Origin of the sequence: Kitasatospora setae KM-6054 (assembly GCF_000269985.1) — a bacterium.
Taxonomy (GTDB): domain Bacteria; phylum Actinomycetota; class Actinomycetes; order Streptomycetales; family Streptomycetaceae; genus Kitasatospora; species Kitasatospora setae.
The window spans coordinates 4,528,454-4,541,256 of record NC_016109.1; the positions used below are offsets into that span (position 1 = coordinate 4,528,454).

The following is a 12,803-nucleotide window of genomic DNA, read 5'->3' on the forward strand; positions in this document are numbered from 1 at the left end:
CTGGGCTGGCTCTCTGTGCGGGGTGGTACGGGACGGGCGGGCTACGGGCGCGGGGTCCGCGTCACTTCCGCGCGGCGATCGCGGCGAGCAACTGCTCCACCGCCGCCGTCGGCTCCGCCAGCAGCGCCCGGCAGGCCGCCTCGGCACGCTCCGGGTCCCGGCTCTCGATCGCGTCGACCAGCGCCTCGTGGGTGGCGATCACCACCTCCGGCATGTCCCGGTCGCCGAACGCGGTGCGCATCGACTCCCGCACCGAGGCCCCGAAGTACCGGTACACCTCGGTCAGCGCCGGATTGTGCGCCGCCTCGACCACGGCCGTGTGGAACTCCAGGTCGTGCTCGACGGTGGCCTCCCGCCCGGCCCGCTCGGGGTGCGCGGCCATCACCTCGGCCTCCCGGGCGAGCGCCGCCCGCATCCGGGCCAGGTCCGCCGCGGTGTGCCGGACGGCGGCCAGCCGGGCCGCCTCGGCCTCCAGCGCGGCCCGCACCTCCAGCACGTCCCGCACCCCCGAACGCTGCACCCCGCGCAGCACCGCCGCCGGATCACTGGTCGACCGGACGAACGTGCCCTCCCCCTGCCGCGAGACCAGCATCCCCGCGTGCACCAGCACCCGGATCGCCTCCCGCACCGTGTTGCGCCCCACCCGCAACCGCTCGGCCAACTCGTGCTCGGTCGGAATCCGCGCCCCCACCGGCCACACCCCGGACGCCAGCTGCTCCCGCAACTGCTCGATCGCCTCGTCCACCAGCGACCGCCGCCCCGCAGCCTGCAATCCCTCCACGCCCGGGCTCCTCTCCGCGCTCACCGACCGACCGACACCAGTCATCCTACAACCGCTTGCCCGGTCATCCTACAACTGGCCCCGGAGGTGGCCGACGGCCCCGCCCCGCACCGCTGCGCGAACGCCCGCGAGGACCACCGCCGCCAGCGCCCCTGACCCGGGCCCTCGCCCCTTGCCGGGCGTTCGCGCCGCCGCGGCATGGCACTACTGTGATGCACGCGAAGGGCGCATGCGCTCGTACGGGGGATTCCGCGGACCGGAGAGAGCCGGCCTGCGGACGGCACGGCTGCGACGGCGGAGGATTGGGCAAGCCCCGTGAGGCACGACGAGCACGGCGACCAAGCGGACGGCGGCACGATAGGCGGGCGTCTGGCGCTCTGGCGGGCCCGCCGGGCGGTCGGCGTCGAGGAACTCGCGGTACGGACCGGGATCTCACCGGACCGCCTCGCGGACCTCGAAGGCGGCCGGGAGTGGGTCGACCGCCGCGGCGAGCTCGCCGCTCTGGCGGGAGCCCTGCGGCTGGACGCCGGGGAACTGACCGGGCAGCCCTACTCGCCCGCCGGAGACGAGCACACCACCGTGCGGGCCGTCGCGTTCCACCTGCGGAGAGAACTCGCCGGCACGAGCCCGGCCCCACCGATCGGGTCGGTGGATGACCTGGACGAGCGAACCGCGCGGGTTCTGGCTGCCGAGGCAGCCGGGGACGAACACGCACTGGCCCTCGCCCTGCCGGGCCTGATCCGCCTGGGTGACGCTCTCGTTGAAGCGTCATCCGTTGCCGCCCGGCAGCGGGCGGCCGAGCTGCGCGTGCGCGGGCACGTCGCGGCGGCCGGGCTGCTGCGACGCCTCGGATACCGGGATCTGGCCTGGACGCTGCTGCATCGGGCCCGTCCCGGCGGGCCGGAGCCGGTGTCGGTCCTGGCCGAGGAAGCCCGGCTGCTGATCGACATGGGGATGCCGGAGTTCGCGCTCGCCCGCACCGAGCGGGCCCGAGGCGTCGGTGGCGGCCTGGACCTGCCGCTGCTGGAAGCGCTGGCGAACGCGGCGGCCGGGCGGCGGGCAGTCGCCGAGCGGCTTCTGCGGCAGGCACTCGCGCAGGCCCAGGACGCCCGGGAGCGGTCGGCGGTGTCGGCGGCCTACGCCGTGGTCGCGGCGGAGGCAGGGGCCGCGGACGAGGTGGTGGAACACGCCCGGGCGACAGATCTGGGCACGATGGAGGCGGCCGGGCGGGCCCGGCTGCTGGTGACCGCCGCCTCCGCGCACACACGCCTCGGCCGGGAGGAGATCGCGGTCCGCCTGCTGGTCCAGGCGGAGGCCGAGGCGCCGCTGCGGGTCCGCCTGGCCCCGTTCGCCCGTGAGCTGCTGGCCGTCCTGCCTTCCCGCGTCGACCGGGCGGCAGCGGAAGAGGTTCATTGGATCGCGGAGCGGGCCGGGATGCGGTGACCCGGTTCGGGCGAACCTGTTCTGACGGTCCGTCGGCCGCCTTACGCTACGGCTTGGTCACCGGAAACCGCGAGGGTGGACACGATGAGCGAAGAGCAGGCCCAGCAGATCGGCCAGCGGCTGCGGTCGGCTCGCCGCCAGCGCGGGATGAGCCTGAGGACGCTGGCGGGACTGTCCGGACTGTCAGTCGGCTTCCTGTCGATGGTGGAGAACGGCCAGCGCCACTTGGACCGTACCGGTCACATCAACGCACTGGCCGAGGGCCTGCGGATCGCGCCGTCGGAGCTGACCGGCCAGCCCTACGCGTCCGCCGATCCGTCGGCGACGAGCGCGCACGAGGCCATTCCGGCGCTTCGCCTGGCGCTGATGGGCATCAACCTGGGCCTGCCACCGGACCAGGGACCGCCGATCGGTCCGGTCAGCGGGCTGGCCGAGCGGGTCGCCGAGGCCAACCGGCTCTACCACGCCTGCGAGTACGGTCAGGTCGCGGCCGTGCTTCCCGGCCTGCTCGGGGACCTGCACGCGGCGGCCGACGCGGCCACCGGCCCCCGGCGGCAGGTGCTGCTGCGGCTGCTGGCGGACGCCTACCACCCGGCCTGCACGCTGCTGCTGAAGAACCTCGGCTACACCGACCTGGCGTTCATCGCTGTCACCCGGGCCGCCGAGGCGATCGCCGAGCTGGACGACCCGATCTACCACGCGCTGTCGGGGTTCTTCCACACCCACGTGCTCATGGCCGCCGGCAGTCCAGTCCAGGCCCTGGCCCGCGCCGAACAGGCCGCGGATCAGGTAGCGCGGCACCTGGTGACCCCGGCCGCACACGCGCTGCTGGGCGAACTGCACCTGATCCAGGCGACCTGCCTGACCCAGGACGTCCGCCGCTCGGGCACCGAGCGGACCCACGAGGTCCACCAGCACCTGGTGGAAGCCGCCGACCTGGCCGCCCGCACCGGCGAGACCAAGGCATGGCACCTGAACTTCGGCCCCACCAACGTCGGCATCCACCAGGTGAGCCTGAACACCGACCTCGGCTGGCACGGCCAGGCCGTCACCGCGGGCGGGGTAGTGCGTCCGCAGATCCTGTCCGCCCCGGGCCGGGAAGCCGCCTTCCGCGCGGACCTGGGGCGCTCGCTCGCGCACCTGCGCGGCCGGGACGCCGAGGCGGTCGCCTCGCTGCTGGCCGCCGAACACGTCGCGCCCCAGCGCATCCACGCCAACGCGCTGGTGCGCGACACCGTCTCCGACCTGTTGGACCGGCAGCTGCCCACGCACGCCGCCCGGGACCTGCGCGGCCTGGCCCACCGCATGGGTCTGCAGCTCTGAACCGCACAATGATCCGATGGCGGCGAATAAGTACGAGGACTTCTGACCCACCTGCCGCAGGCTGGTGAAGCCGGGCGAAGGGACGCTGATGCGCGGGCGGACCGGCTGGCCGACCTACTGCCTCGAGCACACGCCCAACCGCTCACAACTGGGACCGGAACTCGAAGCCCGTCCCCACGAGCACCGTCGGCACGACCCGCTCGCCGCCTTCCTGCACGCCCGACTCCAGGAGGACGAGGAGGGCACCTCGGGCGACGGCACCGCCTGGCGACATCGCCCGCCCCGCAGCGGCAAGGTCATCGATGACCATGACGTCGAGGTAGTGCAGACCTGGCGCCACGTCGCCGACCACCTTGAGACCTGGCACCCCAACCGGGGCCGGACCAACATCGACTCCCGCCGCCTGATCATCGACCTCTCCGAGGTGGCACCGGCAGGCTCCGAGAGCTGGGCCGCCCTGCGGGAAGCCGTCCGGGCACTGGCCATGGCCTACCAGAACCACCCCGACTACGACCCCGCCTGGACGCTCCGTGAGTTCTGACCGGCCGCTGAACCCCTCGCAATCGCGCTCGACGGCCACCTGCTTCTGACGTCTCACCAGGTGACTTCGCCGACAAGGCCCGTGACCGCTGTCCCGGAGCAGTGTGTTCACAGCCGTGAACACCGCAACGTGTCCAGTCCATTACCTTCTGTGATCACAGGGCGTCCGAGTCGCCCGGAGGGAGGGACTGCGATGTCCGCCGACGCGTTGAGCCACGTCTTCCAGGTCCTGCCGATCGCCGAGCACGTTCCGCTCGCCCGCAGGGAGACCCGCAACGTCCTCGAGAGCTGGGCTCTGGACGGCGAGCTGGTGGAACTGTCCTGCCTGATCGTCAGCGAGCTGGTCACGAACGTCGTCCGGCATGCGGCTCTTCTCTCGCCGACCGCGACGATCGAACTGAGTGCGGACGAGGGCGAGTTGACCGTGTCCGTTGCGGACGCCCACCCCTGCCGGCCCAAGGCCCTGCCCGCCCCGCACAGCGCGGGCGGCTGGGGGCTCGCCCTGGTCAAGGGCCTGGTCGAGGAGATCCACGGCAGCCACGACGTCGTGGACGACGCCTCCACCGGCGGCAAGGCGGTCGTGGTCCGCCTGCCGCTGGCCGCGGCCGCAGTCGCGGCCTGAACTCCGGTACCGCCGCACCTCGCACGACCGCTCCTCACGGACACCGACCGGCCTGGCCGTGTCCTGCCCGCACACGACTGCGAGACGGAGACAAGAGATGCTCGAATCGGTCGCCCACCTGGAGAAGGTGGCCAAGCAGTGGAACGTCAACACCGAGGACGTGCTGCTGATCGCCCTGAACGCCTGCGGTGCCCGCTCGCCGCTGGCCAAGCCCCGCATGCGCTTCCGGCTCCGCCTGGACTCCCGCCCCGCCGACCCGCTGTTCCTGATCCTGTCCCTGGGCCGCCAGGACTCCCCGTTCGAGCTGGACGAGCACGAGCTCCGCCTGGGCGGGGTGAAGGTCGGCGAGGTCGACGGCATCGAGGACGACGACGCCGTGCTCGGCTACTGGCGCAACGGCAAGAAGATGCTCACCCTCAACTCCAACGCCCGCTCCCAGTGCACCGGTTGCGTGTTCTGCCCGAACACCCTCGAGGACGCCTCCGACCCGAAGATCAAAGCCCTCGACCTGGCCGGCTACCTCGGCGCGCTCGCCGCGAACTCCGGCATGAAGGACCTCACACCGGTGGAGACGGTGACGGTCTGCACCGGCTGCTTCCTCCATGAGCACCTCGCGCTCGAGCACCTGGCGGAAGTCCGTACGGCGATGGGCGCTAACGGCTGCACCGGCACCCTGCACTTCCTGTCCTCGGTGCTGACCGCCGAGGCCGGGCTGGACGCCGCCGCCGACCTGGGGCCGTTCCACCTGACCCTGACCGCCGAGTGCTTCACCGAGCGGCGCCAGATCCTCAAGGAGTCCAAGGCCAAGCTCACCCCCGGGCAGATGGTCACCGCCCTCGGGGCGGCGAAGGACAGGAGGATCACCACCGACTTCACCTACATCGTCGGCCTGGACCCGATCGAGCCGGCCGTCGAGAACCTCAAGCACTTCGTGCCCGTCACCACGACGTTCCCCCGGTTCCAGACCTACCAGGCCCACAACCCGTTCATGGACGTCTACCGCACGCCCGGCTCCGACACGATCGAGTGGCACCTGACGATGCGTCGCAACATCGAGGAGCTGTTCGTGGACACCGGGCTGCGGCCGGCCTGGTGGCAGAACTACCGCAGCCCGTGGTGCTTCACCTTCGCCGGGGAAGAGCTCACCGGAGCGAGGATCTGATGGCCACCACCCCCCTCGAGGCGGCCCGCTGCAATGGTGCCCGGCCGGTCCGGGAGACAGGCACCGTGATCCGGGAGGTCCAGGCATGGCACCTGCCCCCGCAGGCGCCGGGCCTGCCCGCCTCTCTGCCGAAGGAGATCGCGGCCGTCGCGGTCGAGCCGGCCGGGCCCCAGTGGGCCGAGCACCGCGAGCGGTTCGCGCTCTGCCTGGTCGCCGACGGCGGGCTCGGCTGGCACGGCCCGGTCAGCGAAGTGGTGCTGCAGGTGATTCGCGACGACCACGCGGCCGGCCTGATCGGTCACGACGTCGCCGAGCACCGCCGCCTGCCCTACCGAAGGACGACCGGCCGCCACCGGAGCGGCCCGCACGCACGGCAGGCCGCGTCCGCGATCGAGCTGGCCTGCTGGGACCTGGCCTCGGCCGCGGCCGGCCGGAGCGTGGTCGACCTGCTCGGCGGGCAGGTCCGCTCCCGCGTCCCGGCCTACGCGTCCGCGCTCGGCCTGGACCCCGCGCATCTGGACGCGGCGGAGGCGGCGGCCTGGGTCGCGGCGGCCGGGTTCTGGGGCCAGAAGTGGCCGCTGACCAAGCAGTTGATCCTCGCCGGGCCCCGCGCGGTCGCCCAGGTTCTGGGCCGGCTGCGGGAGGCCGCAGGGGAGGGGCCGTTCATGGTCGACGGCCTTGGCCACTGCCACCTGGACGACGCGCTTCGCCTGCTGCCGGTCCTCGCGGACATCGGGGTCCACTGGGCGGAGGAACTGGTACCGGCCAGTTCCTGGGGCTGGCAGCGGCTGCGATCGGTCCACATCGGGGTTCCGCTCGCGGCGGGCGAGCACGCAGTCGACGAGGCCGAGCAGGCGAGGCTGCTGACCGGCGGACAGGTGGACGTCTGGCAGGTCGACGTGGGCTGGGGCGGTGGCCTGGCGCGGGCTCTGCACACCGTCGAGACGGCCGCGGACCTGGGCATCCCGGTGTTTCCGCACGGGGCCCACCTGGACGCCGCGCTTGCGCTGGCCGCACTCTGCTGCCGCGACAAGATCCCGGCCGTCGAATACCACCTGACCGTCGAGCCGCTGCGGCAGCAGATCCACCACCAGCCGCTGACGGCTGAGGGCGGTTGGCTCCCGGCCCGCACCAGCCCGGGGCTGGCCGGACGGCTGCTGACCGTCGGCGACGATCCCGTCTGGTCGGTGGGCCGATGACCAGCCGTCAGACGCGGCCGCGTTTGACCGGGGCCGAGCGCAGTGCGCTCTGGGCCCCGGTCCGCGGGGTCTGCTTCGACCTGGGCGGCACCCTGCTGGTCACCGACACCCACCCGACCACCGGGCAGGTCGCCCACGTCCTGGGAATCACGCTGGAGGAGGCCCGGGAGGTGATGAAGGGCCGCGCGAAGCGCCGCCGCGTCACCCCGGCCGACCTCGCGGGAGAACTCGCCCGCGACTTCGGCCGCCCGGAGGCGTTCGAGCCGCTGCACCGGGTGCTGGAGGGCGCCCGCACCCGGGCGGCGTCCCCGCAGCTGTTCCCCGATGCACTCGCGGCCCTGCAACTGCTGCGGGCCCGCGGGTTCGCTCTGTTCGCGATGACCAACTCGCTCGGGTGCTCGATCCCCGACCCAGAGCCCGGCTTCCACGCGCTGCTGGACGCGGTCGTCCACTCCGCCGACACCGGCTTCTGCAAGCCCGAGCCGGGCGCGTTCGCCGCTGTCGAGGCGATCTCCGGCCTGGATCCGCACCAGCTGCTGCACGTCGGGGACTCCGCCCTCGCGGACGCCGCCGGGGCCGTCGCGGCGGGCTGGCACGCGGCCTACCTGCACCGTCCAGGCGACACCCGGCTGCCGCAGCCGGCCGAGCCGCCGACCGTCACGATCCGCACCTTGCGCACGCTCCGCCACCTGCTGCCCGCCGGCAGCTGATCCCACTCACACCTTGGGGGAGGTCCACCGATGGACCAGAGCGCCAACACCACCACGGACGTGCTCGCCACGTCAGTGCCCTACTTCGACCCGTCGGCGATGCCGCTTCGCCAGTGGTGCACCGGCAGCCGGGAGGACCCGCTCACCGGGCTGGTCGCCTTCCCGGACTTCCACAGCTCCATCCCCCGCGCGCTCGCGGCCGAGTTGGAGTCGGGCGGCCTGGTCGCCCTGGCGATCGGCGACGTCGACGGGCTGAAGGAGCACGTCGAGCAGGCGAACGCCACGGACGCGGCCAGCTTCGGGCACCTGGCCGGGAACCAGGTCATGGCTCGCCTCGGGGCGACCACCCGCACCTGGTTCCGCGACCAGCCCTGGGAGGCGGCCTGCGCGGCCACCTTCGGCGGCGACGAGGTCATCATCGCCGCCGCCGTCGACGACCCCGCGGCCTTCCACCAGGCCCTCTGCGGCCTGCGCGACCGGCTCGCCGAGGTGCTGCCCACCCGGGTGTCCTTCGCGCTCGCCGTCGCAGGCCCCGGCCACCTGCCCGCCGACCGGGCGGGGAACGCCTGGAAGCACACCTACACCGACCGGCTGCTGGCCACCGTCGACCGCTGTCTGTTCGCCCACAAGGCCGCCCGCCGCACCGCCGGGACCGAAGGCGGCGTCATCGCCGTCACAGAGGCCCCCGGCACCGGCCCGGCCGGCACGCTGCAGCCGCTGCCGGCGCCCGGCCGGGTGCTGCACGTGACAGCCCGACCCTCCCGCCTGGGCGGCCGGCCCGTCCTGCTGCTGCCCTGCCAGGGCCCGGCCGGCCTGCGCGGACGCCGACTTCGGGTCACCTTCCCCGAGACCGGCGCCCGGACCCTGGTCGCCGTCTCCGCCGCCGGCCAGGCCGCCCTTCCCGTCGAGCGCCCGGCCGACCGGGCGGGCGTCCCCCTCGTCCTGCGCGGAATCCGCGAGGCCACCTCGCACCGCGTCCCCGACGACCTGGCCGCCGCCCTGACGGAGGCCGGGGCCGACTGGTCGGCACTTCCGGCCCACGAACGCGCCCAGATGCTCCACCTGATCACCGAGTCCGCCGACCCCCAGGTCCGCACCGACCGCATCACCGCCGCGGTCGCCGCCGCCCGCACCCGGAGCCCGAAGTGACCACCGCCCTCAGCACCACCGACCCCCGTCCCGCCCAGGCCGGGGCCGGCCTGCCCGACTGGGGACGGGCCGCCGCCGAGGCCCGCGCCGCCGTCCCGGATGAGGCCGTCGACGCCTACTGGCGGGCCCTGAACTACCTGTCCGCCGCCCAGCTCTATCTCGCGGACAACCCGCGCCTGGCCCGGCCGCTGCGGCACGAGGACCTCAAGGCCGCCCCGCGCGGCCACTGGGGCGTCTGCCCGCCGGTGAACTACCTGCTCGCCCACCTCGGCCCGCTCACCGCCCACCGGCCGGACGACTCCGAGCTGCTGGTGCTGCACGGCGCGGGACACGCCGGACCGTCCGCGCTCGCCCACGCCTACCTCAACCAGAACCTGCCCCAGGCCGGCAGTGACGCCTGGACGCTGGCCGACCTGCGGGCCCTGGTCGCGAGCTTCCCCGACGCCCAGCGGTTCGGCTCCGAGATCACCCCGCTGATCCCCGGCATCCGGCACACCGGCGGGCAGCTCGGCCCCGCGCTCGCCATCGCCCAGGGCATGGCCCTGGACGCCCCGCACCGCCTCGTCGTCCCGCTGATCGGCGACGGCGAGCTGGAGACCGGCGCCACCGCGGCGGCCTGGCTCGCCCGCCGGGCCCTGGCGGGCAGCGGCGAGCACGGGGCGGTGCTGCCCGTGGTGCTGGCCAACGGCTTGCGGATGGGTGGCCCGTCCCTGCTGGTCGGCCTGACCGGCGAGGAGATCGGCGCCTACTTCACCGGGCTCGGCTATCTGCCGCTGGTCGCAGACGGCAGCGACCTGCCCGACTTCCGGCGCCTGCTCGGCGAGGCGTTCACGATGCTCCGGCCGCTCGGCGAGGCGGGCCCGCAGCCGGTGGTGGTGCTGACCATGCCCAAGGGCCACACCGGCCCCGAGCACGTCGCGGGCCGGCAGATCGCCGGGACACCCGCCGTCCACAAGACCCCGCTGGCCAGCCCGCTGGAGGACGACGCCGAGTTCGCCGCCCTCGCCGACTGGCTCGCCTCCTACCGGCCGGCCGAGCTGCTGACCGCCCAGGGCCGCCCGGCCGACCTGGTCCGCCAGGCACTGCCGGGCCCCGCGCTCAAGCCGCCCGTCGCCCAGCCGGCGGTTCGGCTCGGGACCGGGCCGCAGCGGAGTCGGGCGGACGTCAGCGCGGTCCTGCGGGCCCGGGCCGAGCATCCCGGGTTCCGGTTGTTCAGCCCGGACGAGATCGCCTCCAACCGGCTCCGCCTCGACCTGGACGGCAGCACTCCCGACTGGGCGGTGGAGATCCTCAACGAGGAGATCTGCCATGCCTGGCTCCAGGGCTACACCGAGACCGGCCGGGACGCCCTGCTGGCGACCTACGAGGCGTTCGCCCCAGTCAACACCAGCCTGCTCGTCCAGCACCTCAAGCACCGCAACCTGCGTTACGCGGCCGGGCACGCGAACCTGCCCTCGGTGAACTACCTGATCACCTCGCTCGGCTGGCGCAACACCTACACTCACCAGAACCCCGGCCTGGCCTCGGCGATGCTCGAACTCGAAGACCCGTCGGTGCACGTCTACACCCCCGCCGACGCCACCCGGGCCGCCGCCGTCCTCGCGGCGATGCTCGCCAGCCGCGACCGCGTCAACTTCCTGATCACCGACAAGCACGGCGGGGTGAGCTTCCCGCCCGGCCCGTTCCGCGACGAGCTCAGCCGCGGGGCCGCGATCTGGTCCCACCTGTCCTTCGGCCCAGGCCGACCGGACCTGGTCCTGGCCTCCGCCGGGGACATCCCGGCCCGTCAACTCGCCGACGCCGCAAGCGCCCTCCGCCGCACCCGGGCCGCCACGACGATTCGATACCTGCACATCAACGACCTCACCGTCCTCGGCCCGGCCGGAACCTGGCCGGCCGCGCTGACCCGGCAGGCGTTCACCGAGCTGTTCGGCGACAACTGCCCGGTCCTGCTGGCCGTCCCCACCTTCCCCGGCGCCGTCCGGGCCCTGCTCGCGGCCCGCGGCGAGGCCGAGCGCTTCCACGTGGTCGGCTACCGCGACCCCGGCCGCCCCGCCAGCAACGACCGGCTGCTGGAGCACGCCGACCTGTCCGCCCCGGCGCTGTCCGCCCGCGCGACCCGACTCATCGAGGAGAACCGCCGATGACCCGCCCCCTTCCGGCCCCGCCCGACCCGGACCGGCTCGCCGCGTTCGATCGCGACGGCTACCTGATCCTGCGCGACGCCATCAGCCCCGAACTGCGGGAGAAGCTCGCCGAGGCGAGCCTGCGGCTGCTGGCCGGCGACCGGACCGCCGGCCGGGACCGCAGCACCGATGGCAAGGACGGCTTCCGCGGCGTCGTCGCCATGGACGACGTCTTCCTGCCGCTGGTCGCCAATCCGGCCGTCCTGCCCACGATCGTCGGCCTGCTCAGCCCGAACCTGCACCTGATGTCCAGCAACCTGATCTTCATGCCGTCCATCCCGCCCGGCGGGAAGCGCACCATCCGCGTCCCCGCCCGGCACGGCTGGCACCGGGACATGGCCGCCGCCACCCGCGACCTCGGCCGGGAGAAGATCCCGAGGTTCGCGATCAAGGCCGCCTACTACCTCAGCGACATCACCCCCGACGCCGGCCTGACCATGGTCCTGCCCGGCAGCAGCCACGACCCCGGCCCGGTCAGCGTCCCCCAGGGCGCCATCGACCCGCCCCGCGCGATCACCCCCGACCTCGGCCCCCTGGACGTCCTCCTGTTCGAGAACCGCACCTGGCACGCCGGCGGCCTCAACACCTCCGGCCGCCCCCGCCTCGCGGTGATGATGCAGTACGGCTACCGCTGGCTCGCCGACCTCGACGACCCCGCCCTGCACCTGCGCGAACGCACCGATCTGGGCGACGTCGAGCGCCAGCTGCTGGGCGCCCCCGACCGCAACGAGGACGGCTCGGTCACCCACGAAGGCGCCGGCGCCCGGGCCGTCCAGCAGTGGTGGGACCGCGTCAACCAGACACCCGCGCATTCCTCCTGAAAACCACCCGAACCGCACCCGCGTCCGCGAAAGACTGGTGACCATGACCGCCTACACGCCCAGCGAGCTGTTCGCCTCCACCGCCCCCTACTACGCGAAGTTCCGGCCCGGCTACGACCCGGAGCTCTACGGCCTGCTGAAGGAGAAGTTCGCCCTCGACGGCACCCAGCGCGTCCTGGACCTGGGCACCGGCACCGGCGTCCTCGCCCTCCCGCTCGCCCGCCTGGTCGGCGAGGTCGTCGCCGTCGACCCCGAACCCGGCATGCTCGCCGAAGGCCGCAAACTTGCCGACGCCGAGGACACCACCAACATCACCTGGCTCCAGGGCGACTCCACCACCCTGCACACCCTCGACCTCGGCCAGGTCCTGCTGACCGTGATGGGCGCCGCGTTCCACTGGACCGACCGCGACCAGCTCCTCAAGGACCTCGACCACCTCATCGCCCCCGGCGGGGCCGTCGTCCTGGCCTCCGGCGGGGCCCCCGGCGACGTCGAACCCGCCCCCTGGCTGGAGGTGATCGCCGAGGTCCGCACCCGCTACCTCGGTCCCGAACGCCGGGCCGGCTCCAGCACCTACAGCCACCCCAAGGAGCGCCACCAGGACGTCGTCGCCCGCTCCCCGTTCTCCGAGATCGAGACCGCCCACTGGGACCGCACCCTCCCTCGTACACTGGACGAGGTCGTCGGCCTGCAGTTCTCCTACAGCTACAGCAGTCCGGCCCAACTCGGCGACCAGAAGGACGCGTTCGAGTACGACCTGCGCGAGGCCCTCGTCGCGTTCAGCCCGGAGGGCCGCTTCGACGAACGCATCCGCACCGAAGCGATCATCGCCACCCGGCCCTGACCGATGCCGGGAACCAGGACGAA

General features: G+C 73.6%; 12 protein-coding genes. 11 read left to right on the forward strand and 1 reads right to left on the reverse strand.

The window, feature by feature from the left end; translation table 11 throughout:
• Nucleotides 1-61: 61 nt before the first annotated feature.
• Nucleotides 62-781 carry a FadR/GntR family transcriptional regulator gene (locus KSE_RS20075; RefSeq protein WP_014137168.1) on the reverse strand — a complete coding sequence of 240 codons (720 nt, stop codon included), beginning with the start codon at nucleotides 779-781 and terminating at the stop codon, nucleotides 62-64.
• 315 nt (nucleotides 782-1,096) lie between these two features.
• Here KSE_RS20075 and KSE_RS20080 point away from each other — a divergent pair, with 315 nt between their 5' ends.
• From KSE_RS20080 to KSE_RS20135, 11 genes are all read left to right on the forward strand, one after another.
• On the forward strand, nucleotides 1,097-2,224 hold the full coding sequence (locus KSE_RS20080) for a helix-turn-helix domain-containing protein (RefSeq protein WP_014137169.1): 1,128 nt from the start codon (nucleotides 1,097-1,099) through the stop codon (nucleotides 2,222-2,224).
• An 84-nt stretch (nucleotides 2,225-2,308) separates the two neighbouring features.
• Nucleotides 2,309-3,547 (forward strand): helix-turn-helix domain-containing protein, encoded by a 1,239-nt coding sequence (locus tag KSE_RS20085; protein ID WP_014137170.1) that lies wholly within the window; start codon nucleotides 2,309-2,311, stop codon nucleotides 3,545-3,547.
• A gap of 88 nt (nucleotides 3,548-3,635) precedes the next feature.
• Nucleotides 3,636-4,088 (forward strand): DUF6221 family protein, encoded by a 453-nt coding sequence (locus tag KSE_RS42235; protein ID WP_148283125.1) that lies wholly within the window; start codon nucleotides 3,636-3,638, stop codon nucleotides 4,086-4,088.
• 192 nt (nucleotides 4,089-4,280) lie between these two features.
• A complete protein-coding gene (locus KSE_RS20100) occupies nucleotides 4,281-4,709 on the forward strand; it encodes an ATP-binding protein (protein ID WP_033257655.1) in 429 nt (142 codons plus the stop codon).
• 97 nt (nucleotides 4,710-4,806) lie between these two features.
• Complete coding sequence (locus KSE_RS20105; RefSeq protein ID WP_014137173.1) at nucleotides 4,807-5,871, forward strand: hypothetical protein; 1,065 nt, start codon at nucleotides 4,807-4,809, stop codon at nucleotides 5,869-5,871.
• A complete protein-coding gene (locus KSE_RS20110; protein WP_014137174.1) occupies nucleotides 5,871-7,070 on the forward strand; it encodes an enolase C-terminal domain-like protein in 1,200 nt (399 codons plus the stop codon). Before KSE_RS20105 ends, KSE_RS20110 begins: the two co-directional genes overlap by 1 nt.
• Nucleotides 7,067-7,780, forward strand: coding sequence for an HAD family hydrolase (locus KSE_RS20115; protein WP_081539511.1), 714 nt, complete (start codon nucleotides 7,067-7,069; stop codon nucleotides 7,778-7,780). Before KSE_RS20110 ends, KSE_RS20115 begins: the two co-directional genes overlap by 4 nt.
• A 30-nt stretch (nucleotides 7,781-7,810) precedes the next feature.
• The gene (locus KSE_RS20120; protein ID WP_014137176.1) at nucleotides 7,811-8,929 is read left to right on the forward strand and encodes a nucleotidyl cyclase domain-containing protein; all 1,119 of its coding nucleotides are present in this window, start codon (nucleotides 7,811-7,813) and stop codon (nucleotides 8,927-8,929) included.
• Nucleotides 8,926-11,076: a phosphoketolase family protein gene (locus tag KSE_RS20125; protein ID WP_014137177.1), complete on the forward strand. Its 2,151-nt coding sequence runs from the start codon at nucleotides 8,926-8,928 to the stop codon at nucleotides 11,074-11,076. Before KSE_RS20120 ends, KSE_RS20125 begins: the two co-directional genes overlap by 4 nt.
• Entirely contained in the window at nucleotides 11,073-11,936 is an 864-nt protein-coding gene (locus KSE_RS20130) for a phytanoyl-CoA dioxygenase family protein (protein ID WP_014137178.1), read from the forward strand. The genes KSE_RS20125 and KSE_RS20130 overlap by 4 nt, the downstream gene beginning before the upstream one ends.
• A 43-nt stretch (nucleotides 11,937-11,979) precedes the next feature.
• On the forward strand, nucleotides 11,980-12,780 hold the full coding sequence (locus KSE_RS20135) for a class I SAM-dependent methyltransferase (RefSeq protein WP_014137179.1): 801 nt from the start codon (nucleotides 11,980-11,982) through the stop codon (nucleotides 12,778-12,780).
• Nucleotides 12,781-12,803: the final 23 nt, after the last annotated feature.